Source organism: Streptomyces sp. CB02414 (genome assembly GCF_001905385.1).
In the GTDB taxonomy this organism is placed as follows: domain Bacteria; phylum Actinomycetota; class Actinomycetes; order Streptomycetales; family Streptomycetaceae; genus Streptomyces.
Genome location: NZ_LIPF01000006.1, coordinates 403,224 through 429,290, shown reverse-complemented (window position 1 = coordinate 429,290; position 26,067 = coordinate 403,224). Strand labels below are relative to the sequence as shown.

The following is a 26,067-nucleotide window of genomic DNA, read 5'->3' as shown; positions in this document are numbered from 1 at the left end:
GTTGCCGTGCGGGGGGTGCTTGGGCCGGCAGTCGGGGGTTCGGGCGTGGTGGGGGTGGTGGCGTGCTGGACGGGCGGGGGTGCGGGCGCGTCGGCTGCGTGGGGGGTCGGTGCCGGGGGCGTGGGTGTGGGGGCGGCCGCGGTGGTGGCTCGCTGGACCGGCGTCGCGGTGGGCTGGGCCGGGGCGGCGGCGAGTGGTCTGCTGCCGTCCGGTGCGGTGGTGAGGGGAGCACCGAGGGGGGAGCGCCGACGGTCGGCGGGGAGGGGGGCCGGGGCGGCGGCCGGACGCGCGGGAACGACGGGCTCGGGCCTCGGGTCCGGGGCCGGGCGTACGTCGGCGGGCCCGGAGGTGGGGGCGCCGAGGCCCGCGCGTGGTGGGGCGGTGCTGCGCTGGACCGGGGGGACAGCGCGGGGGGCGCCGAGGCCGGTGCGGGGTGTCGTGGCGGTGGAGCGGGACGGGCGTACGGCGTCGGCGTCGGCGGAGTGGCCGGTGACGGACGTTCCGGTCACCGGGCGGGTGGCGGGAGCAGGCGTGGCGCCGGGGGCGGGGGAGCGGTCCGTGGAGCGCTGCACCGGGGGTGCGACGGACGGGCGCGGTGCCGGGGTGGGGGGCGTCGCCGTGTGCCGGGTCTCAGGGGCCTGGTCGGGAGCTGAAGGGTGCGACGCGGCCGGGCGTCCGGGTACCGATGTGCGCCGCTGCACGGCGGGTGTGGTGCCGGCCGCTTCGAGGGGGTGATCCGTCGGGGAAGGGGCTGAGGACGGCTGCGGCCCGGTCATGCCGTGGACGGTGCGCGGTGGGGTCGGCGTGGCGGTGGCGGGCAGGGACGGGGCCGGTGCCGGGATGCCGCGGGATACGGCTCGCTGGACCGGCGGGAGGGGGTTGCCGGGTGCGGCGGCCGGGCGGTCGGTGCGAGGTGTGGACCGCTGTACCGGGTCGCTTGTCGCCGGGGTGCCGTCCGGGGCGGCCGTTGCCCGGCCGGGGGTTCCGGCGGGGTGGGTGTGCGGGTGCGGTTCTTGTGCGGCCGCGCTGCCGGTGGTCGTACTGCCGCCGAGGTGAGGGCTCGAGCCGGGGGCGGAGGCGGGCAGGGCCCGCTGGACCGGCGTGGCGGGTGACGGGGTGTCGGGAGTGGCCTGGGCGGCGCGGGGGGTGGCCGTCGGTGCGGAGTCCTGCGCGGGCACGGGACGCTGGGCCGGCGGGGTGGGTGATGTGCCGCCCGGGGTGGACGTGGAGCGCTTGTCTGCGGGGGGAGGCGTGCGTGGGGCGGTGGGCGCGGACCGCTGGACGGGGAGACCGGTCGTGGCGCCGCCGTCCGGGCCGACCGGTGCGGTGCCGTGGCCGGGTGTCGGCGACTGTGTCGGGGCGCCGGGTGCCGGCGTGCCGGGGGTTGGTGCGGTCGGCTTGCGGTCGCCGGGAGTCGCGGGCCGTGTCGGCGTACTGGTGCTCGGTGTGGCCGGTCTGTGGTCGCCGGACGCGTTGGTGCGGGGGCTGCGGGCCGCGGGCGGTGTCGGTGTACCGGCGGCTGGTGGTGTCGTGCTGCGGGCGTCGGGCGCACCGGTGCGGGTGTTGGGCGTCGCTCGTTGTACGGGCGTACTGGGGGTTGGTGCGGTCGGCTTGCGGTCGCCGGGAGTCGCGGGCCGTGTCGGCGTACTGGTGCTCGGTGTGGCCGGTCTGTGGTCGCCGGACGCGTTGGTGCGGGGGCTGCGGGCCGCGGGCGGTGTCGGTGTACCGGCGGCTGGTGGTGTCGTGCTGCGGGCGTCGGGCGCACCGGTGCGGGTGTTGGGCGTCGCTCGTTGTACGGGCGTACTGGGGGTTGGTGCGGTCGGGTTGCCGTCGCCCGTGGTGCTGTTGCGGGTGTTGGGCGTCGCTCGCTGTGCCGGCGTACCGGCGACGGGAGTGCCCGCTTCCCGGCGGTGCGCGTTGGTGCGCGGGGCCGGGGTGCCGCTGGAGTCGGGCGTCACCTCCCGTCGGTGCACAGCACGCTGGGCCGGCGTCCCGGGTACTGGGGCGCTGTGCCGACCGCCGGAACCGGTGCCGGAACCAGACCGGGAGCCGGTATCGGGTCCCGAGCCCGAACCAGAGCGGGAGCCGGAACCAGAGCCCGAGCCCGAGCGGGAACCGGTACCCGGCTGGAACGCCGCGCCTCCCAGCGGGGCGCCGTCCGCGGGCCCGCCCGGGGAAGCCGCCGTCGCCCCAGGCGCGGCGGTGTCCGCCGGCCTTGCGGGCACGGGGCGGGGTGCGTGTGCCGCGCGCTGGACGGGGGGCGCACCGGCCGACGCGGACGAGCGGACGCCGGACGGGCCCGTCCCGGGCACGGAACGGGCAGCAGGGGCGGTGACCGGGGCGACGCCGCGATCTTCTCGGTCGCCGTCCGCGGACGACGGTGCCGGACCCGGGGAGTCGGGTACGGTGTCGGCCGTCCGGCGACTCGCGGGCAGGGCCCGGCGCTGCACGGCCGCCGGAACGGACGGCGCCTTGGTGAGGGAGCCCCGCGCCCGGGACGCGGCGGGCGGCACGGGCGTCGCACGGAGGCCGTGGGCAGGAGCCCCGGGGGACGCGGGCCCCGCGGAGCGCGACCGTTGGACCGGTGGGAGCGGGGCCGGGGACACCGGGGCGGCCGACGCCAACCGCGTACGCCCCAGGGGAGCCGCAGCCGAACCCGTACCCGCACCCGCGTCCGCGCCCGAAGCCGCAGCCGTGGCCGACAACGGAACCGGTCCCGCACCTGCCCCCGGCGTTGTCCCCCGGAGCGGCGCCACCGGCATGCGCTGCACCGCCGCCGACGGCAGGCCCCGCGAGGGGTGTTCGGACGCCGGCTCGGCGAACGCTCCCGAGAGCAGGCCGTGGCCCGCCGCCGGGTCCAGGACCGCCGGGGACGGCGCGCCGCTGAACGACGGGTTCTGCCAGGTCGGCAGCCGTCCGCCGAACCCGGCGTCCGCGACGCCGGTCGGTCCGCCGTCCGCCGCCCGCTGGATCGGCGGCAGCGACGTCCATGCCGCGACGGCCACGGGCGGCGCGGCCGCGCCCGACACGTCCGGCGGTCCCGCCGTACCCGCCGTACTCGCGTCCGGTGCCGCGCTCCCCACGGAGCCCGGCACGCCGTCGCCCGCGCGGGCAGCGCCCTCGCGTCCCCGCAGCCGGTCCAGGAATCCCACCGATCAGCCCTCCGCCGCGCCGCGCGTCACGAGGGACGCGATCTGCTCCGTGTACCGGCGCCGGTCCCGGTGCTCCAGGTCCAGGATCGCGTCCAGGCCCCAGTGGAAGTGGTAGGCGACGTACGCGATCTCCTCGTGCAGCCGGTCGGTCGCGTACGTCACGATTCCCCCAGGCGGCTCCCGCCGAGTTCCACCTCGAAGGGTTCCGAGCAGTGCGGGCACCGCACGGCCGCGCGGGTGTGCCCCTCCGCGTTGATCTGGCGGTAGAAGTCCTGGAGGAACGCCAGGTCGGAGGCGAACATGTTCTCCACGATCCCGTCGTGCACCATCGTCAGCGTGCCGAGCCGGGTGATGACCCGGCCCAGCAGCACCACCGACAGGTACGCCGGGTTCTCCTGCACGCGCACGTCGCGCAGCGGGACCAGTTCGTCCCGGGCCGTCGACAGGCGCATCACACCGTCCCGGTGCAGCGTGCCCGACTCGTCGACGTAGCCGCGCGGCAGTTCGAAGGGGAACTCGGTGACCAGTTCCCGGCGGGGCGCCGGGTCGGCCGGCGCCTCCGTCGGAGCGGCGGCGGGAGCAGACCGGGGGAAGTCCGCTCCCGCCGCCGCGGTCTGGGGTGGAGCGGCGGGCGCCTTGGCAGCCGTACGCCGCATTACTCGATGACCAGTTCTTCGAACACGATGGTGACGGTCTCGGTCAGGGCCGCCGCCTCGCCCGCCTTCACCGTGCTCGTGTCGATCTTGCTGCACCAGGCGTTGCGCAGGTTGTACCGCTTCACCGGGTTGTCCTGGAAGTCCATCATGATGATGGAGGCGTTCTTGCGGGCGGTGCTCATCTGGCCGCGGATCGAGTCGTTGATCCACTGGGTGAACGACGCCGACTGGGTCATGCCGCGCACGACCGTGCACTGGCCGTTCTTCTGCACGCCCGGCAGCAGCGCCACCTCGGCCCGGCCCATCGAGCTGTTCTGCTGGTAGGTGATGACGTCCTGTTCGAGAGTGAGGCCGCTGACCTCGGCGAGGTACTCGACCATCACACCGTCGATCTGGAGGCCGAAGTTGTGTGAGGTGAGGGCGTCACCCGGCTGGAGACTCATGTGTTCGCTGTCCTTCTAGGGAGAGGGGGAGGGGGTTTGCGGAGACGAGGCGGGCGGCCTGGCGCGCCTACTCCTCCAGCTCCCCGCTGCCGCTGGAGAACTGGGCCAGCCGGAAGATCACGAACTCGGCGGGCTTGACCGGTGCGATGCCGATCTCGCAGATGACCCGGCCGAGGTCGACCGACTCGGGCGGGTTGGTCTCCTCGTCGCACTTGACGTAGTACGCCTGCTCGGGGCTCTGGCCGAACAGGGCGCCGTTGCGCCACTCGTTGACCAGGAACGCGGAGACGTTGCGGCGGATGCGGGCCCAGAGGTTGTGGTCGTTCGGCTCGAAGACCACCCACTGGGTGCCGATCAGGATCGACTCCTCCAGGTAGTTGAAGTACCGGCGGATGTTCAGGTAGCGCCACGCCGGGTCGGAGGAGAGGGTGCGGGCGCCCCAGACGCGGATGCCGCGGCCCGGGAAGGCGCGGATGCAGTTCACGCCGATCGGGTTGAGCAGGTCCTGCTCGCCGCGGGTGATCTGGAGTTCGAGGTCGACGGCGCCGCGGACGACCTCGTTGGCGGGGGCCTTGTGCACGCCGCGCTCGGAGTCGTTGCGGGCCCAGATGCCGGCGACGTGACCGCTCGGCGGGACCAGGCGGGACTGGCCCGACGCCGGGTCGAAGGTCTTGATCCAGGGGTAGTACAGGGCCGCGTACTTGGAGTCGTAGCCGGCCGTCTCCTGGCGCCAGACACGTATCTGGCGGGCGTTCAGGCCGGGCGGCGGGTCGATGACGGCGACGCGGTCGCCCATCAGCTCGCAGTGGGCGATCAGGCCGAGCTGGACCGCCTTGACGGCCTCCAGGTCGATCGCGCCGCGCTGGTAGGCGGCCATCAGGTCGGGCACCGCGACCATGGAGATCTCGTCGACCGCCTCCAGGCCGCCGAAGCCGGTGCGGTCGGCGGAGTCGCCCAGGTACTGCGCCGGTCCGGGGTGCGAGACCTCGCCCGGCGCGGCGGCCGGGGCGGCCTTCTCCACCGGGGCGGCGGGCGGCGCGGGCAGCGCCAGGGTCTGGTTCTCCGGGCGGGCCAGCTGCGCGGACGGCGCGGCCTCCGTCACGGTGATGAGCTTGGAGCGCTCCTTGACCTGGGTGACGACGTAGGCGCGGTTGCCTTTCTTGGCGCTCACGTCGAAGGTCTCGACGGGCTTGTCGCCGTCCTTGACGATCAGCTTGAAGCGCTCGGCGGGGCCCTCGCCCTCGGGGTCGGCGACCTCGACGGACAGCGGGCCGTTCTGGCCGGCGGCGGTGGCCGTCACGGCGAACGTGCCGAGCTGCCTGGGCTCGGCGGCCGGGAGCGCGGCGGGCGCGGCGGCGCCGGTGACCGCGGCGGGAGCGGACGTCCCGTCGGAACCGGTGGCGGCGTCCTGGGCGGAGCCGCCGACGCGCACGACGTACGCGGCGCTGCCGCCGTTGTTGAAGAACCCGTAGACGGAGTGCGCCAGGTAGTACCCGTCGGTGAAGTCACCGAACGCCGCGACGTACTGGGTCCAGTTGGTGACCAGTGTGGGCTCGTTCAGCGGGCCGGTCGGCGCGAGCCCGACGAAGGCCGCGACCGAGGTGCCCACCCCCTCGATCGGGCGCGAGCCGCTGGCCACCTCCTCGACGTAGACGCCGGGCGACAGGTAGGACGGCATGCTCTGCTCTCCTCGGGGTACGAGACAGGACGCCCCTCACCCTCGCGCGCGCGTTCCCCCGCCGGAACGGCCTTCGGAGCCGGAGCGGGGGCACTCCCGTTGCCCCTCGCCGTGCCCGTTGGGGCAGACTCCGCGCCTTCTCGGGTGGACGGCCGCCCCCGGTGCCTCACCATCGTGTGTTGTTGGGCATCGGTTCACCAGGACGTCGCCCGGTGGCTGTCGGCCGTTCCGGCCGCGGTGACCAGCCCCCGAAGGGAGTTGACCGTGCTGGACCGCTCGCACGCGCAGCAGGCACCTCGCACCGGCGCTGCCGCCGTCGCCCGGCCCGGCGCCCGGCAGCCGCGCCGCCCCCTGGCCTCCTTGCAGGCCGGCGCCGGGAACAGGGCCGTCGCCGCGATGCTGCAGCGCGCGGCCGATGCCCCCGCCCAGGCGGAGACCGCGGCGGCGGAGCGGCGCCGGCGGGCGGAGCTGGCGGCCGCGGCGGCGGAGCGGCGGCAGCGGGAAGCGAGGGCCGCGGGGGAGGAGCAGGGGCCGAGGGAGGAGGCGACCACGGCGCAGGACCACGGCCGGGACGGAGCGACCGCGGCGGCGGAGCGGCGCCGGCGGGCGGATCTGGCCGCCGGGGCGGCCGAGCGGCGGCGCCGGCCGGCAGCGGCGGACGGCGGGGAGGAGCAGGGACGCAGGGCGCTGGGGGGCCTGTCCGGCGCCCGGGAGAAGCTCAGGGACATCAACGCGAAGGTCGGCCGGCTCTTCGGTACCTCCAAGGCCGACCGGGCCAAGAAGGCCATCGACCCGCCCGACACGGTGGCCACCCGGGTCAACGCGCCGACGGAAGGCGGTGTGCGCAGCCACGGGCTGGGCACGTCGAACGCCGGCCTGGTCGAGGCCAGCGCGATCCAGGGACAGGTCGGCACCGGGATCAACGTCGTGACCGACTCCCTGGGGCTGTTCAACGACCTGCGTGCCCTGAAGTCCGGGTACGAGGGCCGCGAGGGGACGGGGCCGGACTCCCACAAGCCCAGGAAGGACTGGAAGGGGAAGCCGCTCGGCGCGGCCCAGAACACCGGCATGGTCGTCGGTGACGTCAGCGGCATGGCCAACGCCGCGGTCCGCAACGCCGGGAACCTGGGCGGGGTGCCCGCGCTCGGCATCACGACCGGCGGGGCCGGCGTCTTCTACTCCACGCTGATAGCCGTCCGGGAGGCCGCCGCGGTCTGGCGGACCTACCACAAGAACCGCGCCCTCAAGGAGGTGGTCGAGGCGCTTCCCGGCGGGGCGCCGGTGGAGGCGGCACGGCTCCAGGAGGTACTCGACGGGCTGGGGCGGGCGCAGGAGCGGCTGGAGCGGGCCAGGGCCCTGCCGCCACGCCGGCTGTACGGGCTCGCCGCCGCGCGGGACGCCGAGGTCGCGAAGTACGGGCAGCAGGTCGCCGTCCTCACCGAGCACCTGCGGGCCGACCTCGCCGACGTGGGCAGGTACGCGCGGCACAAGCAGCACACGAAACTGGGCAAGCGCGTCACCAACCTGGGCGGGAACACGGTGCGTGCCGCCGGCGGCGGGCTGGCCGTCGCGGCCGTGGCCGGGGCGGTCAGCGGCCCGGCGGCACCGGCCGTGGCGGGGACGGCGGCGGCCCTGCTGCTGGGTAACGCCCTCTACAAGGGTGTCAGGGCGGGCAGCAACCGGTACGTCGAGGCGCGGCACCCGGACAGGTTCGCCCGCCCCACCAGGGCCCAGGAGGAGGCCGGGGCGGCGGAGCCCGGGGCACCGGCGGCCGGTGCCGGACGGGGTGACGCGGTGCTGGAGTTCTTCAAGGTGACGAAGTCCGTCCAGCAGGGCGAGCGCCGGTACATGGCGCAGAAGCTCTACGCGCTCGCGGCCGGGCCGGCCGTTCACGTGGGCAAGAGCGTTCCCGACGACATCCGTGCCTCGGCGCGTGCGCTGCTCAAGGTGCTCAAGGCCGGCCCGTCCCAGCACAGCCGTACCGACGAGGAGTGGGAAGCCTCGCTCAACGACCCCGAAGAGCAGAGCGCCTGGGAGAAGGAGATCTTCAACCAGCTCTCCTCGGCCTGACGGCCACCCGCGTCACCGGCCGCAAGCATCACTGCCCTCTTCGCTGCCCTCCTGGACCTGCCGGTGGGCGGGGCCGGGAGGTAAGGCTGGTGGGGGACCGCCCGGTCAGTGTGAAGGGGAGCATGGTGCGCGCTCACGAGGAAGCCGTCGGCGACAAGGCCGCGAAGGCGGGCCGGGCCCCGCGCCCGGCGGTGACCGCGCCCGTCGGCGCGACAGCCGGACCGGTGACCCCTCGGACCGCCCTGGCCCTTCAGCGCTCCGTCGGCAACCGGGCCGTCTCGCGCCTCGTCGACCAGCACCAGGGCCAGGACCAGCACGTGCACGGTGCCGGCTGCGGGCACGGCGGGATCGAGGACGGCAGCCCGGCGGGCCAGCGGCAGCTCCTGGACGAGGCCATGGCCTCTCCGAGCCGCCCGCTCGGGGGGTCGCTGCTCTCCGAGGCGACCGCCTTCTACCGCAACGACCTCTCCGCCGCCCGCATCCACGACAACCCCACGGCCCAGCGCGCGACCGTGGCGCTGGGCGCGCAGGCCATGACGGTCGGCACCCACGTGTTCCTGGGGCCCCAGGCGGCCGGCCGCAAGGACCTCATCGGCCACGAGCTGGGCCACGTCGACAAGAACCTCAGAGGCCACCGCGAGACCGGCAACAGCAACGGCGCCGGAGTCACCGTGACCGACCCGGGCCAGGACTCCGAACGGACGGCCGAGGCGGACGGCGCCGCCTTCGCGGCGGGGGCCGCGACCGCCCCGTCGGTGGTGGCGCAGCGGGCGTTCGCGGCCGGTACGGGTGAGCGGGACGAGGCCGTGCAGCGCAGCACGGAGGCGCGGGACGCCCCGGTGCAGCGAGCCGTGGACGAGGCGCTTCGGTCCGCCGGGAACCCGAGCGAGATGATGGCCGCCCTGGAGGCGTCGGGGCACTCCAAGGACGATGCCTGGGAGCTGATGCAGTACATGACCCAGCAGCAGTTCCCGCCCGGCGAGGGGCAGCAGGACTTCGACATGCTCTCCCACATCAAGGAGGCCAAGAAGCAGCGGATCCCCGGCGTCATGAAGACCCAGTCGAAGAGCCTGCGCGACAAGAAGTGGACGATCCGTCACTACACGGGCACGGACCCGAACGTGAAGCCGTCCTTCCAGGAGGTCATGACGACGTACGACAACGCGGCCGCCGGACGGGCGGGCGCGAACACCAACGTGGCGGACTGGCGCTCGCTGGGCAACATCAAGTTCACGTTCTACCTGATGGCCGTGGACGGCAAGGTGCCGTCGCGTCGCTGGCTCAACAACACCCACTGGTACGCCGAGTGGGACCTGGACAGCATCCCCGACTGCTGGGTCTCCGCGGACCTGCTGGCCCGGATGAACAAGGACCTGGACGCGGACGGGGCACGAGCGGCCATGCGGGGAGCGACGGCGTACCGCGGCTCGGGCACCGAACTCAAGGAGCTGCTGGCCACCAAGATGCTCAGCGCGGGCAACGATCCCACCGCCGCGCTGGACACCGTGCTCGGCGGCGACTTCGAGCTCAAGGTGCCGGGCGGGCTGGCCCTGCCGCAGAGCGGGTGGCAGAAGAAGTAGCGGCGGACACCGGCAGGGCCGGACATCGGCCCCCTCGACCGCCGTCGCCGCCCGTAGATTCCCGCGGCCTGGGCTCCCCCGCCCGGCGTGCGCGACGTGGACCCGCGGACTCCCCTGGACGCCGACGGGGCATTCGGAGGCGGTGCCGAAGGGGCCGGCCGGGCCTGGGCCGCATCGCCTGCGGCAAGCGGCTGTACTTCGTCAGCCCGATGGGCCGGAAGCGCCGGCTGGGGTCCGTCCGCCTCACCGCGCGATGGGGCCGCCGGGGCAACCGTGTCTGCCCCGACGGCTCCTGACGGGGCGACGGCCGCGCCGTAGCGTCGAGGCGTGAGCCTATGGACTTCCCTCGAGCCCGCGTCCGTCACCGTCGACCCCGGCAGCAGTACACGTGTACGGCTACGGGTGCGGAACACCGGCGACGTAGTGGATGAGTACCGGTTCGAGCCCGTCGGAGACGTGGCGCCCTGGACCACCGTCGAGCCGCAGACGCTCAGGCTCTACCCCGGGACCACCGGCACGGTGGAGCTGACCTTCGCCCCGCCGCGTACGTCGGACGCGACGGCGGGTCCGAATCCGTACGCGGTGCGGATCACGCCGACGGAGCATCCGGAGGCGGTGACGGTTCCGGAGGGAAACCTGACGGTCACGCCTTTCACGGAGGTGCGGGCGGAGTTGGTGCCGCCGACCGTGAAGGGGCGGTTCCGGGGGCGGCCGCGGCTGGCGGTGGACAACCTGGGCAATACGAAGGTGACGGCGTCGGTCTCCGGGAGTGATACCGGGGACCATCTGTCGTACGAGGTTCGTCCGGGGAATGTGCAGATCGAGCCGGGTCGTGCGGCGTTCGTGGAGACGACGTTGAAGCCGCGGCAGGTGATCTGGTTCGGGGCGAAGGAGGAGCGGCCGTTCACGTTGGCGGTGCGGCGGTCCGGGGTCGACCCGACGGAGGTCGAGGGGACGTACGTCCAGCGCGGGTTCCTGCCGCGCTGGCTGGCGACGTTCTTCGGGTTCGCGCTCGCCCTGACCATCGCGTTCGTGATGATCTGGATCGCGTACAAGCCGCAGGTCCGCAGCAGCGCCTCCGAGCAGGTGGAGCAGGCCGGTGCCGCCCTCGTGCCCAGCCCCAGCGCGTCGCCGGAGACGCTGCCCAGCGTAGAGGCCCCGCCGGAGGCCGCCGAACCGCCCAAGACCGAGGAACCCGAGAAGGACGAGGGCGGCGGTGGCGGTGGCGGCGGCGAGTCCAAGCCCGCCAAGGAGCCCGTGAAGAAGAAGCCCGGCGTGGTGCCCGCGAGCAACGTCACGCTGCGCAACAGCACCACCAAGCTCTGCGCGGAGATCCCCGGACGCGACAAGGGCAAGATCGGCTTCCCGGTCCAGCAGTCCGTCTGCGACGAGACCGACGGCGACAACCAGCTCTGGGACCTGGACGTGAAGTACGAGAAGGACGGCCCGGGGGGCAAGGCGCTCTTCCTGATCCGCAACGTCAAGGACGGGCTGTGCATGGACATGCCCGGCTACGAGTCCATGCCGATCCGGACCGACATCATCGAGGGCACCTGCAACGGCGGCAAGGACGACAACCAGCTGTGGTGGATCGAGAAGCAGCCGAGCGGCGACTACTGGATCCGCAACTTCTCCAGCAACAACAAGTGCCTGGACGTGGCCGGCTACAGCGACGGCGTGGTCAACACCAAGCTGACGCTCTTCGACTGCACCCGCGTCGACGACCAGGAGTGGAAGGTCGTCCCCGCGCCGAAGGACTGAGCCACCGGCCGGGGCCGGCCGGGAGGTGACTCACCAGCCGCCTTCGCCGGGCACCAGCCGCCCGGCCTTGCGGTACTCACGGCGGGCGCCCTCCAGGAGGTCGCCCGCCGTCACGCTGTCCCCGCGTCCGGCGGCGAGGTAGGCGGCGGTGACCACGGCGCTGCGGATCGAACCGCCGGCCAGCTCGAAGTTCCGGGCGAGCGGCGCCGGGTCGATGCCGTCGGCGGAGGGGACGTGGGTCAGGCCGTGCCGCCACAGGGCCAGCCGCTGTCCCTCGTCCGGGAACGGGAAGTCGACCACCAGGTCCAGGCGCCGGGTGAAGGCCTCGTCGATGTTGGCGCGCAGGTTGGTGGTGAGCAGGGCGATGCCGTCGAAGGACTCCAGCCGCTGGAGGAGGTAGGCGCTCTCCATGTTGGCGTACTTGTCGTGCGCGTCCTTGACCTCGGAGCGCTTGCCGAAGACCGCGTCGGCCTCGTCGAAGAGGAGCACGGCGTCGGTGCGGTCGGCCTCCGTGAAGATCCGCTCCAGGTTCTTCTCGGTCTCGCCGACGTACTTGTCGACGATCGACGACAGCTGGACGACGTAGAGGTCGAGACCCAGGTCGGCCGCCACCACCTCCGCCGACAGGGTCTTGCCGGTGCCGGACTCGCCCGCGAACAGGCCGAGGACGCCCCGGCCGCGCCCGCCGCCCGCGCTGAGCCGCCAGTCGCCGAGGACCCGGTCGCGGTGGCGGGCGCGCAGGGCGAGTTCGCGCAGCTGGGTCAGGGGCTTGTCGGGAAGGACCAGATCGGTCCAGTCGACGGCGGGCCGGATGCGCCGGGCGTGGCTCTCCAGGCCGGAGGCCGACTGGCGGCGGGCGGCGAGCCGGACGTGGGCGGCGGTGACCGGACCGCCGTCGAAAGCGGCGAGGGCGCGGGCGGCCTCGGCGGCCCGCCGGACGCGGTCGCCGCCGAGGCGGTACGGGGCGACGGTGGCGGCCAGGTCGAAGGCGTCGGCGTCGGGGCCGAGCGCGGTCCGCCAGGCGGCCGCCCCGCCGGCCCGGCGGCTCGGGGCCTCCAGGATCAGGGGGTCGTCGGGCGACCAGTGCGGGTCGTACGGGCGCGGGTCCGTCATCAGCACGGTCACGTCGCTCGCCGCGGTCAGCGCACGCACCAGCGGACCGGGCTGCTCGGGCAGGCTCGGCACGACGACCGCCCGGCCGCCGAGGCGGGCCTCGCGCAGCAGCTCGGGGACGTGGTCCCCGGGGTCCGGGCAGTGCAGCGCGTCGAGGCCGGCGAGGCGCAGGGCCGAGGCGATGGCGGCGAGGCCGTCACCCTCGCGCTGTTCGCGCAGGTGGACGGTGTGCGGGCCGGCCAGGAGGCGGGCGGCGAGTCGCTGCGCGAAGTCCTCGGCGGCGGTGTCGGCGGGCAGCGGCAGCGGCATCGGGTGCAGGCGGCCGAGCAACGCGGCGTCCGGGGTGTCGTCGCCGAGGAGGTGACCGGTCAGCCGGTCGGGGACGCTGAGCGAACGGGTCAGGAACGGGCGTTCCGGCTCCTCGACCTCCAGCAGGCCGAGGGCGCGCAACGGCGCCGAGGCGTGCAGGCGGGCACGGGCCGCCGCCGCGTGCGCGGGTACGGCGCACAGGTCGAGGGCGAGGCCGGTGGTGGCCCTGCGGCGACTCACGTCGTCGTTGAGGTAGCCGTAGAGCGGTTCGAAGGTGCGGTCGACGTCGGGTGCGAGGGCGACGAGCAGCACGGCGACGTCCAGCTCGGTCAGCCCCGTCCGGGCCGCCAGGGACGCCAGCCGGTCGGCGGTTCCGCCCTCGGCGGGCTGCGTGCCCGAGGTGGTGCGGGAGTCCGCCCCGGGGTCCTCGGTGCCGGCGGCCGCGGGCTGCCAGGTGCGCAGCAGGTGGCGTACCGCCTCCTCGGGCAGGTAGAGGCCCCGGAGCGGGTCGTCGGCGGTGGGATCGGTGGCGGCCCGCCGTTCGACCAGCGTGGTCACCCGCTCCCGCAGCACGGCGAGCCGGCCGAGCAGGGCGTCGGCGGGGGCCTCGTACGGGGCCTCGGAGACGGTGGTGGGCGGGGCGTTCACCGCGGGTCCGCGGGCCGGGCGGCCGGGTTCCTGCGGGCCGCGGCGCGGGCGGCGCGGGCGGCCGCGACCTGGTGGGGGCGGTGGGAGCGCCCGGCGGGCGCCGCCGCGTCGTCGGCCAGGTCGCGCACCCGGACCGTCGCGCCCTCGGTGACCGGGGGCCCGGCGTCGTACTCCGGGAAGGCGGGGAAGGGCGCGGTCACCACCAGGTCCAGGGACGGCTTCAGTTCGCCGCCCAGGGCGGACCAGATCTCGGCGAGGGAGCGGGACTCCGTCTGGATGCCGGCCACCGTCAGCGGCACCGACAGGCCCAGCTTCGCCAGGGAGCCGGGGAGTTCGGCGGGCGTCAGGATCTCGCGGGGCAGCAGGGTGGCGAGTACGGCGGACAGCAGCCGGTGTTCGTCCTGCGGGGTCTTCGTCCAGGCCGTCACCAGGTACGACAGCCGGAACCAGCGCGGCGGCTGGCGGCGCCGCACCACGATGTCGTCCTCGTCGCGCACCGCCATCTGGCCGCGCTGGCGCCGGGCCACGTCCTCCCGGATGTCGTACAGGTAGGCGTTGACCGAGGGGGCGTTGCGCCGGGCCGCCCAGTCACGGGTGGGTGCCTCGAAGGACACGTCGATGCCGGCACCCGTCAACGCCCCGCCACCCAGGAGGCTCTTGAGGACCTCGTCCACCTCGTGGATCACTCTCGCGCTCCCGCCCTGCCCGCCTTGCCCGTACCGCGTTCCGCCCGGCCACCGTCAGTCCGTCCGTCCCCGATCGTGCCCCGGCCGGCGTACCGTCCGCAGGCGCGCCGGGGACGGCGGCCGGGCAGGCCGGCCTGCCCGGCCGGTCCCGGAGGGCCGCATCTGATTGCCCGTTCGGTCAGATGTAGCCTTCCCGCAGGGCATAGGCCACGGCGTGCGCACGATTGCGCAGGTGAAGGCGCGTGGTGAGCCCGTGCATGACGTTCTTGACGGTCCGTTCGGAGTAGGACAGCTTGCCGGCGATCTCACCGGTGTCGAGACCCTCGGACACCAGTCGCAGGACGTCCACCTCGCGGGGAGCCAGGCCCAGCGAGGGGGCGCCGGGGCGGCCCGCCGCGCCCCGGTGCAGGGTGCCCACCTGGCTGATGAGCCGTCCGATGAGGTCGGCGGGCAGGTCGCCGTCGCCGCGTGCGGCGGCCAGTACGGCCTGCACCAGCCGGTGGGCGGTGGCCTCGTGGCGCCACACGATGGCGCCGACTCCGCACTCGACGACGTCCAGCAGTTCGTTCTCGCGGATCGCGCCGATCACGAGCACGGCGCGCGCGCCCTCGCTGCGCACGATCCGCCGCAGCCGGGTGAGCGCCGCCTCGTCCAGCGCGTCCTCGATGAGCAGGGCCACCGTGCCGGGGCCGGACTCCTCGCGCAGGTCGATCTCCGGGTGCCGGCGCAACTGGCTGACGGCGCCCTCGCGGCTGATCGGGTCAGGAGCGGACACCGCCACCGGGACACGCCGGTCGGTGACACCGGTGGTCCGGCCGGTGCCGAGCGTGGATGTGGCGGTGGTCCGGGGTGAGTTGAGCAACCGTTTCCCCCCTGTTCACGTGCCCGCTGTCCGGCACTGGCCGGTAGCGGATGAGCGTGTTCCACACTTCTGTGACTGCTGGGACCGCGCAATCGTGGAGCACCACGAGGCGCACCACGAGACCACGGGAACAGTCGTCGTCATCGCGTCCAGTGGGGGCGTTCATGCAGGTCAGAAAGGTCCTGCGCAAGGGGGTGCGGGCTTGTGGACGCGGGCGCGGGCCACCGTGAGCCTCGCCACAGCCGCCGTCCGGCCCACGGAATCCGTCGCCGCGCGTGGGCCACTTCACACCACCCCCGTCCGCGTTCGAACGTCTCACAGACCGGGGGAGCACCATCCACCACAGGAGGCACCCGATGACCGGACCGCTCCGTGAACGTGACGACGCCCAGGCGCTGGTGGCGGGGGAGACCGAGCGCGCCCGGGCCGGCACCGGCGGGTTCGTCCTGCTGCGCGGGGCCACGGGTACCGGCCGGACCGCCGTCCTGGAGCGCGCCGCACGGCACGCCGCCGGTCGCGGCCTGCGGGTGCTGCACGCACGCTGCTCGCCCGAGGACACGGCGGTGCCCTTCGCCACGGTCCTGCAACTCCTCGGGCCGGTCCCGGAGTTCACGGACCTCGCGCCAGGCGGTGACGACCGCGGCAGCGCGGCCCGGCTGTGGCGGCTGCTGCGGTCGTACGCGGACGAGGGCCCGCTGCTGGTGGCCGTCGACGACGTCCACCTGGCCGACGACCCCTCGCGGCGCTGGCTGCTGGAGGCCGCCCGGCGGCTGGACCGATTACCGGTACTGCTGGTGGCCACCGAGCGCAGTCAGTACGACATCGACCCGCGGCCGGCCGGGCTGACCCAGGCCCTGTCGCCCTCCCTCGTACGCACCCACACCCTCGCCCCGATCGGCGACGCGGCGGCCGCCGGGATCGTCCGGGCGGCCTTCCCGGGAGCCGGGCCGCGCTGGACGGCCCAGTGCGTGCGGGCCGGTGCGGGCAGCCCGCTGCTGCTGCACGCCCTGCTGGACGACCTGCGCGGGGCCGGCTCCGCACCCGACGGCGTGCCGCCGCTGCCCGCCACCTGCGCCGAGCTGTATCCCGGGAGCTACCCGGCGGCCGTCTCCTGGTGGCTGAACAGCGCCGGAACCGCGACGGCCGACGTGGCCCGCTGCCTGGCGGCACTGGAGCAGGCGTGGCCGCAGGACCCGGACACCGACGCGGGGAGGCTGCCGGCCGAGACGGGTGTGGGTGGGCTGTGGGGCGGAGCGGGTGCCGGTGGGCCGGACGGTCTGCGCGTCGGCCGGGACGCGGGTGGCGGACACGGCCCGTTTCCCGAGACGTACGCCGATGGGCGGGGTGGGCTGTGGGGCGGCGCGGATGCCGGTGACCCGGTCGACCTGCTCGCCGAAGCGGCCGGGGCCGACCCCGCCCGCGTCGCCGGGTGGCTCGCCGCCATGACGCGGCTCGGGCTGCTGCGGCGCGACGCCTCCGGCCGCCCCCGCTACGCCCACCCGCTGCTGCGCGACGCCGTGCTCACCGGCTGGCCCAGGCCCCGCCGGGAGGCGGCGCACCGGGCGGCCGCGGAGGCGTCGCTGCGCCGGGGCGGCCGGGTCGAGGCGGTCGCCCGGCACCTGCTGCGGACGCCGGCCGCCGGACCGCCCTGGGCGCTGCGGGTGCTGCGGGACGCGGTGACCGTCGCCGTGCACGACGCCCGGCCCGCCGACGCCGTCGCCTACCTGCGCCGGGCGCTGGACGAGCCGCTCGCCGACGACCTGCGGCAGCGCCTGCTGACCGAACTGGGCTCCCTGGAGTACGCGTCGGCCGACGCCCCCGCCGCCATCGCGCGCCTCGCCGAGGCCCAGCACCTGCCGGCCGAACCCCGCAACCGGGTCCGTACGGCCGTCGCCCTGGGCACCGCCCTCGCGGCCCGCGGGGAGATCCGTACGGCCATGGACGTACTGCGCCGCACGGAGGGCCGGCTGTCCGGCCACCCGGGTCTCGCCCGGACCGTGCAGGCCGCCGGAGCGCTGCTGTCCGACGAGGACCTGGCAACCCGCCAGGAGGTGTACCGGTCGCTGTGCGAGACCGGTGAGCACACGCCGGAGGTGCTGGGCACCGCCGGCCAGGTGCTGCTGGTGCGGTACGGGGCGACCGCCGGGCTGATCTCGGCCGAGGAGGCGATGACGCGCGTACGGGCCCTGCTCGCGCAGCCCGGCGACCCGCTGGCGGAGCCGTACCTGCTGGGTACGGCGGCCGCGGTCGCCCAGTGGGCGGACGAACTCGACGAGGCGGAACGGCTCGTGGAGCGCGGGCTGGCCGGGCAGCACCCCGCGCTGCTGCACCCGATGCAGCACGCGCTCCTCAACACCCGCGCCGACATCGCCGCCGCCCGCGGCGACCACGCCCGCCTGCTCGCCGACGACCGGCGCAGCGACACGGCGGCCTCCCGCACCGGACCCACCAACCGGGACGCGCACGCCCTGCTGGCGCTCGTCCACACCGGGCGCACCGAGGAGGCCGAACGGCTCGCGCACGCCTTCGACCTGCGCCGGGCGCCGGAGGGCTGGGAGGTGAACCGCTTCCTGTACGCGCGGGGCGTGCAGCGGGCCGCCGCCGGTGACGTGGTGGGAGCGGTGCACGACTTCCTGGAGTGCGGGCGGCGGCAGACGGCCCGCGACGTGGTCAGCCCCGTCGTCACCCCGTGGCGGACGGCGGTCGCGGAGTGCCGGCTGGCGCTGGGCGGCGGCCAGGAGGCGCTGGCCCTGGCGACGGAGGAACTGCGGCTGGCCCGGGTGTGGAACACCCCGCGCACGGTGGGCCGCGCCCTGCGCGTGCTGGGCACCGCGACCGGCGGACGGCGCGGCCTGAAGCTGGCCGAGGACGCCGTACGGACCCTGCGGGAGGGGCCCGTCGACACCGGCACGGAGCTGATCGAGGCGCTGCTCGCCCAGGGCCGCCAGCTCCTCGCCGCCGGTGAACGCGGCCGCGCCCGGGACCGCCTGCGCGAGGCGGCGGAACTGGCCGAACGCAAGGGCGCCGTACGGCTGCTGGGCCTGGCCGGGCAGGCCCTGCGGGACAGCGGCGCCCGGAGCCCGGCGACCGCCGGGACCGGCTCCGGGGCGCTGACCGGCAGCGAACGCCGGATCGCCGAACTGGCCGCCGCCGGCCGCACCAACACCGAGATCGCCGACCTGCTCCACCTCGCCCGGCGCACCGTGGAGACCCATCTGACCAGCACCTACCGCAAGCTCCGCATACGCCGCCGCACCGAACTCCCGGCCGCCCTGGGGCCCGCCCGGCCCCACGAGGCCCGTCCGGTCGCGCGTGACTGAGGCCCTCCTCCGGCGCATCGGGGGGGGCGATCACGTCCGGCGGCTCACCGGGTGCGCAGCAACCGCCCGATCTCCAGCTGCTCGGGCTCCAGCGGGTCGCCGTCCTCGACGTTCCACAGACAGTTCTGCAGGACGCGGCCGAGGCTCCAGGCGCGGGCCCGTTCCCGGTCGAGGCCGAGGATGTCGGTCATGGCGTCGAAGCGCCACAGGGTCTCGTCCGGGTCGTAGCGGTTGTCGAGGGCGGGCAGCAGGTCGAAGGCGGGGTCGCCGGCCAGCGGCTTGGGGTCGATGGCCAGCCACGGGGCGCGGTCGGAGCCGAGGACGTTGTCGTAGTGCAGGTCCCAGTGGAGCAGCCGGTCGCCGGGCTCGTCCACGACCTCCCGCACGGCGGCCGCGCAGTCGGCGACCAGGCGCCGGTCCGCCGGGTCGGGGACGCGCTCCAGGGTCCCGGGCGTCCGCTCCAGCATGCCCCGCGCGATGTCCCCGAGGCGGCGCAGACCGGGCGGTGCCGGGGTCGCGGTGAGGTGGGCGAGCAGCCGGGCGATGACCTGGACGGCCTCGCGGGAGTCCGCGACGTGCCCGAGCGTGCGGGCCGGGTCCAGCCGCTCCAGCAGCATGGTGCCGGTGGTCGGGTCGTGGTCGAGCAGCCGCACGGCCCCGTCGCCGTCCCACCGGCGCAGGGCGACGGGCTCGCCCTCGGTCTCCGCGTCGAGGATCTGGAGCTTGAGCGCGGCCGGGGTGCCGTCGCCGCGCACCACGGGCAGCACGAGGGCGGCCCAGCCGTGCATGGCGGGCCCGTCGAGGCGCAGCCCCCACCGGTCCAGGAACTCGGCCGCCAGCGCGGGCAGCGCGTCGACGAAGGCGCGGCCCGCCTCTCCGTTGTACTTCGCCTGCGAGGCCGCCAGCGCGTCCGGAACGTCGATCACGTCGGCCGACGCTACCGGTGCCCGGCGCCGCGGTCACCCGGATTCCGGGCCGCAAGGAGCGTCCCGCGCCGGGAAATTCAACGGAATCCGAAGCAGACAGCCCCGGCTCACCAGGGCTAACGTCCTGGCCATGAGCAGCCCGAACAGCGGCGTCGTGAACGGCGGCATCTCCTACTGGTACGCGGACGACGGTCTCCCGGCGACGGTCCGGGAACCGCTCGACGGTGACGCGTCCGCCGACGTGGTGATCGTCGGCGGCGGATACACGGGCCTGTGGACGGCCTACTACCTCAAGAAGGCCGCGCCCTTCCTGCGGATCACCGTCCTGGAGCAGAAGTTCTGCGGCTACGGCGCCTCCGGCCGCAACGGCGGCTGGCTCTACAACGGGATCGCGGGCCGCGACCGGTACGCCAAGCTCCACGGCCACGAGGCGGCCGTGCGCCTCCAGCGGGCGATGAACGACACCGTCGACGAGGTGATCCGCGCCGCCGGGGCCGAGGGCATCGACGCCGACGTCCACAAGGGCGGCGTCCTCGAAGTGGCGTGCACACCGGCCCAGGCGGCCCGGCTGAAGGCGTTCCACGAGGCCGAGCTGGCGTACGGCGAGAAGGACCGGGAGCTGTACGGCGCCCGCGAGACGGCCGAGCGGATCCGCGTCGCCGGCGCCGTCGGCTCGACCTGGACCCCGCACGGCGCCCGCCTGCACCCGGTGAAGCTGGTCAAGGGCCTCGCGACGGCCGTCGAACGCCTCGGCGTCACCATCCACGAGTCGACGCCCGTCACGGAGATCACTCCCCGGCACGCCACGACCCCCTACGGCACCGTCCGCGCACCCCACGTCCTGCGCTGCACCGAGGGCTTCACCGCCTCCCTCAAGGGCCAGAAGCGCACCTGGCTGCCCATGAACTCCTCGATGATCGCCACCGAGCCGCTCACCGACGAGCAGTGGGAGTCGGCCGGCTGGGCGGGCCGCGAGACCCTCGGCGACATGGCGCACGCCTACATGTACGCCCAGCGCACCGCCGACGGCCGGATCGCGCTGGGCGGGCGCGGGGTGCCGTACCGCTTCGGCTCCCGCACCGACAACGACGGCACCACCCAGGCGGCGACCGTCGAGGCGCTGCGCGAGATCCTGGTCCGCTTCTTCCCCGCCCTCGCCGGGCTCCGCATCGAGCACGCCTGGTCGGGCGTCCTCGGCGTGCCCCGCGACTGGTGCGCCACCGTCACCCTGGACCGCTCGACGGGCCTCGGCTGGGCGGGCGGCTACGTCGGCTCCGGTGTCGCCACCGCCAACCTCGCCGCCCGCACCCTGTGCGACCTGGTCCTGCGCGACTCCGGCCAGGGCGGCCGCACCGACCTCACCGACCTGCCCTGGGTGAACCACCGGGTGCGCCGCTGGGAACCGGAGCCGCTGCGCTGGCTCGGCGTGCAGGGCATGTACGCCGTCTACCGCGAGGCCGACCGGCGCGAACGCGCCACGCACAGCGCCGGTTCCTCCCGGCTGGCGCGGATCGCGGACCGGGTGTCCGGCCGGAGCTGACACACACCGCAGGGCCCCGCGCACGGCGGGACGGGACTCCTGCGACGTCCCCCTGGGCCCTGTCGTCAAATTCCCGCCTGCCCGGCGACGCCAGGGCCTAGGCCACCGGTTCCGGCACCGGCCGGTCGGCCGGGGTGCCGTGCTTCGGGGCCTTCGCCGTCACCATCAGGCCCGCGATCAGGCCCGCCAGCAGCATGATGCCGGCGGCCAGCCAGATGGCGACCGTGTAGCCGTGGACGATGCCCTCCCGGACGACCTGCTCCCGCTGGGCCGGGTCGGTGAGGTGGGAGGTGATCCAGGAGGCGCTGGTGCTGGTCGCGACCGTGTTGAGCAGAGCCGTGCCGATCGAGCCGCCCACCTGCTGCGAGGTGTTGACCGTCGCCGAGGTCACGCCCGAGTCCTGCGGGGCGACCCCGGCGGTCGCGGTGGAGAAGACCGGCATGAAGGTCAGTCCCATGCCGAGGCCCATCAGGATCAGCGCGGGCAGGATCTCGGAGGCGTACGCCGAGTCCACGGTCATCTGGGTGAGGACCACCATGCCGCCGGAGGCGAGGAGCATGCCGGGGACCATCAGCATGCGCGGGCCCACGTGACGCAGCAGCCGGGCCGAGATCTGCGTGGAGCCGATGACGATCGCCACGGTCATCGGCAGGAACGCCAGGCCGGTCTTCACGGGCGAGTACCCGAGGATCTCCTGGAGGTAGTAGGTCATGAACAGGAACATCCCGAACATGCCGATGACGGCCAGCATCATGGTCAGGAAGCACCCGGCGCGGTTGCGGTCGCGGATGACGTGCAGAGGCAGCAGCGGCACCGGCGCCCGGGTCTGCCACCACACGAAGACCGCGAGGAGGACGACGCCCGCCGCGAACAGCGCCAGTACCAGCGGGTCGGTCCAGCCGCGCGGCTGCGCCTCGCTGAAGCCGTAGACGAGGGCGACCAGCCCGCCGCAGCCCAGCAGCACGCCGGGCACGTCGAGGCGGGCGCCGGGACGGCCGGGGCGGGTGTGCAGCAGGGCGAAGGCGCCGATCACGGCGGCGACGGCGACGGGGACGTTGACGTACAGACACCAGCGCCAGTTCAGGTACTCGGTGAGCACACCGCCGACGATGAAACCGACCGCGGCGCCGCTGGCCGCGAGCGCGCCGTAGATGCCGAAGGCCTTCCCGCGCTCCTTGGGGTCCGTGAAGGTCGTCGTCATCAGGGACAGCGCGGACGGCGCCAGGACGGCGGCGAAGACGCCCTGGAGCGCGCGGGCGCCGAAGAGCATCGCCGGGGTGGTGGCGGCGCCGCCGATCGCGGAGGCGACGGCGAAGCCGATCAGCCCGATGACGAAGGTGCGCTTACGGCCCACCAGGTCCGCGATCCGCCCGCCGAGCAGCAGCAGGCCGCCGAAGGCCAGGGTGTAGGCGGTGATCACCCACTGCCGGTTGCCGTCGGACATGCCCAGGTCGCGCTGGGCGGAGGGCAGCGCGATGTTCACGATGGTCGCGTCCAGTACGACCATCAGCTGGGCCAGGGCGATCACCACCAGCCCCCACCAGCGGCGGGGGTCGGCTTCCGCGGGCGCGGCCGGCTCACCTGTCCGGGTGGCACTCATCTGGCCAGAAGACCACGAATCGGGTCGTATCGCATCCGCGTGGGGGCTGGGCCGGCAGTCGAAAGGGCGGCAGCCGAAAGGCCGGGTGGAGACCTCAAGCGTGCTTGAGGTCAAGCTCGCGCCTGCCCAGCGCCAGGGACACCGCCGTCAGCGCGCTGTTGAACGACACCTCCGACAGCAGCCCCGGCGCGGCCACCTGGTCACCGGCGAGGTAGACCCCGTCACCCCGGTCGACGGCGGGCCGGTCGCGCCACGTGCTGCCCGGCAGGTCCACGGCCCCGGTACGGCCGTTCGCGATCGCCTCCCGCCGCCAGGTCAGCCGCTCGCGCCAGCCGGGGAAGCCCAGGTCGAGCAGTTCCTCGGCGCGGGCGGCGCCGTCGGCCTTCGACTCGTCGGGCGCGATGGGGAGCTGCCCCTGGATCAGATGCTCGCCCGCCGGTGCCAGGGTGCGGTCCTGCGCCGTGAACCGCTCGATCCAGCCCGGCGCGTCCAGGTCCGAGACCGCGAAGGCGTCACCGCGCCGGGTCCTTACGGCCAGATCGACCAGGGTGGTGCGCCCGCTCGGCCAGGTCAGCGAGGCGTCCCCCAGCAGGCGGCGGGCGGCGTCCAGGGAGGTGGCCACGACCACCGGGCTGTCGGCGGGGACCGTGTCGACGCGGGAGAGGGTCTCCACCCGGACGCCGAGGTTCCACGCCAGGGCGGCCATCCGGTCGATCACGCCCGCCCAGCCACCGCGCGGGTAGTGCGCCTCGGGCGGCAGCTTGGCGGCCCGGCGCAGCCGCTCCTGCACGAAGGCGGCGGACAGCGAACCGGGGTCGTAGTGGAAGAGGGCGACGGCGCAGTAGTGGGCGGCGGCCCGCGCGCCCTCCTCGCCCGCGATCCCCGACGCCCAGGTCAGGAAGTCGCTGTCCACGGGCGCCCGCCCCGCGCCCCGGCGCAGCAGCTTGAGCATGGCGAAGGGCGGGGTGCGGCGCAGCACGCCCTTGTGGCGCAGCCGCAGCCGGGCCCCCTCCAGCGGCGGGAGCGGCGCGAGCGGACCGATCAGGTCGCGCTGCCTGAGCCACGACCAGTGCGGGCCGCCGTTGTAGAGGGCGTGCGGGCCGTCGTTGGTGCGGTAGGGGCCGTCGGCCGTCCGGGCCCGTCCGCCGAGCGTGTGGTGGGCCTCGTGCACGGTGACCTTGGCGCCCGCCTCGGCGGCGGTGATGGCCGCGGTCAGTCCGGCGAAGCCGCCGCCGATGACGGTGATGCGATGCATGGCTGTGGTTCTCCCTCGGGTCGGGGACGCCTTGCGGGGTGCCTGTCCGTGAGTACGACGCGACCGGGGCGCGGAATGTGACATCCGGCAGGGGAGCGGGCGTTCAGGGCGGGCCGGAGCGGTCGGCCGGGGCGGTTGTCAGTGGCGGGGTGCAGCATGGGGACATGGTGAGGAGAGCGGCGGGCGGTGGCGGTGCGGGTGCGAGGCCGGGTGCGGCGAAGGTGCGGCCGGCACGCCGCCCCGAGCTGCGGCTGCCGCCCCTGGATCCGCACGACGGCGGTGAGCTGGAGCCGGACGGGGACTACGACGGGCTGGAGTTCCGCGAGACGGACTTCGCGGGCCAGGACGGCGCGGGCGCCCGCTTCATGGACTGCTCGCTGACGGGCTGCGCGCTGGACGAGGCGTCGATGCCCCGCGCCCGGCTGCTCGACTCCGTCCTCAACGGTGTCCGGGGCGTCGGCGTGAACCTGGCCGAGGCGACCCTGCGCGACGTCGAGCTGCACGACGCCCGCCTGGGCGGCATCCAGCTGCACGGCGCCGTGCTGGAACGGGTCCTGGTCCGCGGCGGCAAGATCGACTACCTGAATCTGCGCCGGTCCCGGCTCAAGGACGTGGTCTTCGAGGGCTGCGTCCTCGTCGAGCCGGACTTCGGGGGCGCCCGCCTGGAGCGGGTCGCGTTCGTGGACTGCGCCCTGAAGGAGGCGGACTTCAGCGCGGCGTCCCTCACGGACGTCGACCTGCGCGGCGCCGCCCCGCTGGAGATCGCCCGGGGCGTGGACCGGCTGGCCGGCGCGGTGATCAGCCCGACCCAGCTGCTGGACCTGGCGCCGGTCCTGGCGGCGGAGCTGGGGGTGCGGGTGCTGGCGGGGGAGTAGTCGTCCGGCCCGGGACGCTCAGGAGACGCGTGGGAAGCGGGCCTGGAGCGTCCAGATGGCCGGGTTGTCCGCCAGGTCCTCGTGCATGTCGGTGAGGTCGGCGATCAGGTCGTGCAGGAAGTCCCGGGCCTCCCGGCGCAGTTCGGCGTGGGAGAAGGACAGCGGGGGCTCGTCCGCCGGCACCCACTCCGCCTCGATGTCGACCCAGCCGAAGCGGCGCTCGAAGAGCAGGCGGTCGGAGGACTCGGTGAAGTCCAGCTCCGCCCGCTGCGGCCGGGCGGCCCGGGAGCCCGCCGGGTCCCGGTCGACGCGCTCCACGATGTCGCACAACGCCCACGCGAAGTCGAGCACCGGCACCCATCCCCAGGCTGTGGACAGCTCCCGGTCCGCCTTGGTGTCGGCGAGGTACACGTCCCCGCAGAACAGGTCGTGCCGCAGGGCACGGACGTCCGCGCGGCGGTAGTCCGTCTGCGGCGGGTCCGGGAAGCGGGTGGAGAGGGCGTAGCCGATGTCGAGCACGCAGGAGATGGTGTCACGGCGGCGGACCGGGCGCGCCGCCGCGGGCCCCCGCGGGCGCCGGATAGGTTGCCCGGCGTGATCATCACCCCGCTCCACCTCACCCCCGACCGGGACATCCCCGGCCCCCTCCTCACCGAACTCACCGCCCTCTACGCCTCCAACCACGCCTTCCACGCGCTCGGCGGCGACTTCCCCGACCCGGACGACATCCGCCCGGAGCAGGTGGCGGCGGCGCTGGCCGACGAGTTGGCGCGGCCGGGCGCCGAGGTGCTGCTCGCCCGGGACGCGGGCCGGCTGGTCGGCGTTGCGGTCACCCTCGCCCGGCACCCCGACCCGGCCGACCCGGACCCCTGGATCGGGCTGCTGATGATCGACGCGGGCCTGTGGGGGCAGGGGTACGGCCGACGGCTCGCGTCCCTCGTCGAGGACCGCCTCCGCGCCGCGGGCCGCACCGCCGTGCGGCTCGCCGTCCTCGACTCCAACACCGCCGGCCTCGCCTTCTGGACCGCCCTCGGCTACACGGCCGTGGACCGCCGCCGGGACCATGCCCTCGGCCGGCCCTGCACGGTGCTGCGCCGCCCGCTGGACAGCGACCGGCCGCGCACCCCGCGCCGCGCCGCCCGGTTCGCCGTGCTCGACCCCCAGGGAGCGGTCTTCCTCTTCCGCTACGACAACACCGAGGTCGGGGTGTACTGGGCGATGCCCGGCGGCGGCCTGGAGGCGGACGAGAGCCCCCGCGAGGGCGCCCTGCGCGAGGTGCGCGAGGAGACCGGCTGGACCGACCTGGAGCCCGGCCCGCTGCTGTGCACCTGGGAACACGACTTCACCCACCTGAGCGTCGGCCCCGTCCGCCAGTACGAGCACATCTACGTCACCCGCGGCCCGCGCCGCGAACCCACCGGCCCGCACCTCGCCGCCTCCCACGCCCAGGACGGCATCCTCACCTGGAGGTGGTGGACCCGCGAGGAACTGGCCGAGTCCCCCGAGCCGCTCTGGCCGCCCGACCTGGCCCGGCTGCTCGACGCGTTCGAGGCGCCGGAGCGGTCTGAGGCGCCGGGGGAGTGAGGCGGGACG

Annotated in this window: 18 protein-coding genes and 1 pseudogene; 7 read left to right on the top strand and 12 right to left on the bottom strand. The window is 74.9% G+C overall.

Features of this window, described 5'->3' with window-relative positions:
- The 5 genes and pseudogenes from AMK11_RS38320 to AMK11_RS21785 form a co-directional block, all read right to left on the bottom strand.
- Nucleotides 1–572: pseudogene (locus tag AMK11_RS38320) on the bottom strand (hypothetical protein); the annotation flags it as partial.
- A gap of 2,583 nt (nt 573–3,155) precedes the next feature.
- Nucleotides 3,156–3,314 carry a DUF6760 family protein gene (locus AMK11_RS38185; RefSeq protein ID WP_198941426.1) on the bottom strand — a complete coding sequence of 53 codons (159 nt, stop codon included), beginning with the start codon at nt 3,312–3,314 and terminating at the stop codon, nt 3,156–3,158.
- On the bottom strand, nt 3,311–3,808 hold the full coding sequence (locus AMK11_RS21795; RefSeq protein ID WP_073729681.1) for a hypothetical protein: 498 nt from the start codon (nt 3,806–3,808) through the stop codon (nt 3,311–3,313). The genes AMK11_RS38185 and AMK11_RS21795 overlap by 4 nt, the downstream gene beginning before the upstream one ends.
- Nucleotides 3,808–4,251: a phage tail protein gene (locus AMK11_RS21790; protein ID WP_073729680.1), complete on the bottom strand. Its 444-nt coding sequence runs from the start codon at nt 4,249–4,251 to the stop codon at nt 3,808–3,810. The genes AMK11_RS21795 and AMK11_RS21790 overlap by 1 nt, the downstream gene beginning before the upstream one ends.
- A gap of 67 nt (nt 4,252–4,318) precedes the next feature.
- The gene (locus AMK11_RS21785; RefSeq protein WP_073729679.1) at nt 4,319–5,929 is read right to left on the bottom strand and encodes a phage tail sheath subtilisin-like domain-containing protein; all 1,611 of its coding nucleotides are present in this window, start codon (nt 5,927–5,929) and stop codon (nt 4,319–4,321) included.
- A gap of 264 nt (nt 5,930–6,193) precedes the next feature.
- Here AMK11_RS21785 and AMK11_RS21780 point away from each other — a divergent pair, with 264 nt between their 5' ends.
- The 3 genes from AMK11_RS21780 to AMK11_RS21770 all read left to right on the top strand — a co-directional run bounded on the left by AMK11_RS21780 (nt 6,194) and on the right by AMK11_RS21770 (nt 11,340).
- The gene (locus AMK11_RS21780) at nt 6,194–7,999 is read left to right on the top strand and encodes a hypothetical protein (RefSeq protein ID WP_073729678.1); all 1,806 of its coding nucleotides are present in this window, start codon (nt 6,194–6,196) and stop codon (nt 7,997–7,999) included.
- A gap of 122 nt (nt 8,000–8,121) precedes the next feature.
- Complete coding sequence (locus AMK11_RS21775; RefSeq protein WP_079187620.1) at nt 8,122–9,579, top strand: eCIS core domain-containing protein; 1,458 nt, start codon at nt 8,122–8,124, stop codon at nt 9,577–9,579.
- A 327-nt stretch (nt 9,580–9,906) separates the two neighbouring features.
- On the top strand, nt 9,907–11,340 hold the full coding sequence (locus AMK11_RS21770; protein WP_073729676.1) for an RICIN domain-containing protein: 1,434 nt from the start codon (nt 9,907–9,909) through the stop codon (nt 11,338–11,340).
- A gap of 30 nt (nt 11,341–11,370) precedes the next feature.
- Here the strand turns inward: AMK11_RS21770 and AMK11_RS21765 are convergent, their stop codons facing one another.
- The 3 genes from AMK11_RS21765 to AMK11_RS21755 form a co-directional block, all read right to left on the bottom strand.
- Nucleotides 11,371–13,410: an ATP-binding protein gene (locus AMK11_RS21765; protein ID WP_073729675.1), complete on the bottom strand. Its 2,040-nt coding sequence runs from the start codon at nt 13,408–13,410 to the stop codon at nt 11,371–11,373.
- Entirely contained in the window at nt 13,407–14,096 is a 690-nt protein-coding gene (locus AMK11_RS21760; protein ID WP_073729674.1) for a DUF4255 domain-containing protein, read from the bottom strand. Before AMK11_RS21760 ends, AMK11_RS21765 begins: the two co-directional genes overlap by 4 nt.
- A 178-nt stretch (nt 14,097–14,274) precedes the next feature.
- Nucleotides 14,275–14,958: a helix-turn-helix transcriptional regulator gene (locus tag AMK11_RS21755; RefSeq protein WP_073729673.1), complete on the bottom strand. Its 684-nt coding sequence runs from the start codon at nt 14,956–14,958 to the stop codon at nt 14,275–14,277.
- Between the two features lie 356 nt (nt 14,959–15,314).
- Here AMK11_RS21755 and AMK11_RS21750 point away from each other — a divergent pair, with 356 nt between their 5' ends.
- Entirely contained in the window at nt 15,315–18,278 is a 2,964-nt protein-coding gene (locus AMK11_RS21750) for a helix-turn-helix transcriptional regulator (protein ID WP_073729672.1), read from the top strand.
- Nucleotides 18,279–18,322: 44 nt separating this feature from the next.
- On the opposite strand, the gene AMK11_RS21745 is transcribed toward AMK11_RS21750, so the two are convergent.
- Nucleotides 18,323–19,204, bottom strand: coding sequence for an aminoglycoside phosphotransferase family protein (locus AMK11_RS21745; RefSeq protein WP_073729671.1), 882 nt, complete (start codon nt 19,202–19,204; stop codon nt 18,323–18,325).
- A gap of 130 nt (nt 19,205–19,334) precedes the next feature.
- Between AMK11_RS21745 and AMK11_RS21740 the strand changes: the two genes are divergently transcribed.
- Nucleotides 19,335–20,744, top strand: a complete 1,410-nt coding sequence (locus AMK11_RS21740; RefSeq protein WP_198941425.1) for an NAD(P)/FAD-dependent oxidoreductase — start codon at nt 19,335–19,337, stop codon at nt 20,742–20,744.
- A 97-nt stretch (nt 20,745–20,841) separates the two neighbouring features.
- On the opposite strand, the gene AMK11_RS21735 is transcribed toward AMK11_RS21740, so the two are convergent.
- Entirely contained in the window at nt 20,842–22,344 is a 1,503-nt protein-coding gene (locus AMK11_RS21735; RefSeq protein ID WP_073729670.1) for an MFS transporter, read from the bottom strand.
- Nucleotides 22,345–22,438: 94 nt separating this feature from the next.
- Nucleotides 22,439–23,599 carry an NAD(P)-binding protein gene (locus tag AMK11_RS21730; protein ID WP_073729669.1) on the bottom strand — a complete coding sequence of 387 codons (1,161 nt, stop codon included), beginning with the start codon at nt 23,597–23,599 and terminating at the stop codon, nt 22,439–22,441.
- A 164-nt stretch (nt 23,600–23,763) separates the two neighbouring features.
- Here AMK11_RS21730 and AMK11_RS21725 point away from each other — a divergent pair, with 164 nt between their 5' ends.
- Nucleotides 23,764–24,474 (top strand): pentapeptide repeat-containing protein, encoded by a 711-nt coding sequence (locus AMK11_RS21725; RefSeq protein WP_073729668.1) that lies wholly within the window; start codon nt 23,764–23,766, stop codon nt 24,472–24,474.
- 18 nt (nt 24,475–24,492) lie between these two features.
- Here AMK11_RS21725 and AMK11_RS21720 read toward each other — a convergent pair whose 3' ends face one another.
- Nucleotides 24,493–24,993, bottom strand: coding sequence for a hypothetical protein (locus AMK11_RS21720; protein WP_073729667.1), 501 nt, complete (start codon nt 24,991–24,993; stop codon nt 24,493–24,495).
- A 75-nt stretch (nt 24,994–25,068) separates the two neighbouring features.
- Here AMK11_RS21720 and AMK11_RS21715 point away from each other — a divergent pair, with 75 nt between their 5' ends.
- A complete protein-coding gene (locus AMK11_RS21715; protein WP_073729666.1) occupies nt 25,069–26,058 on the top strand; it encodes a bifunctional GNAT family N-acetyltransferase/NUDIX hydrolase in 990 nt (329 codons plus the stop codon).
- The last annotated feature ends 9 nt before the right edge of the window (nt 26,059–26,067 follow it).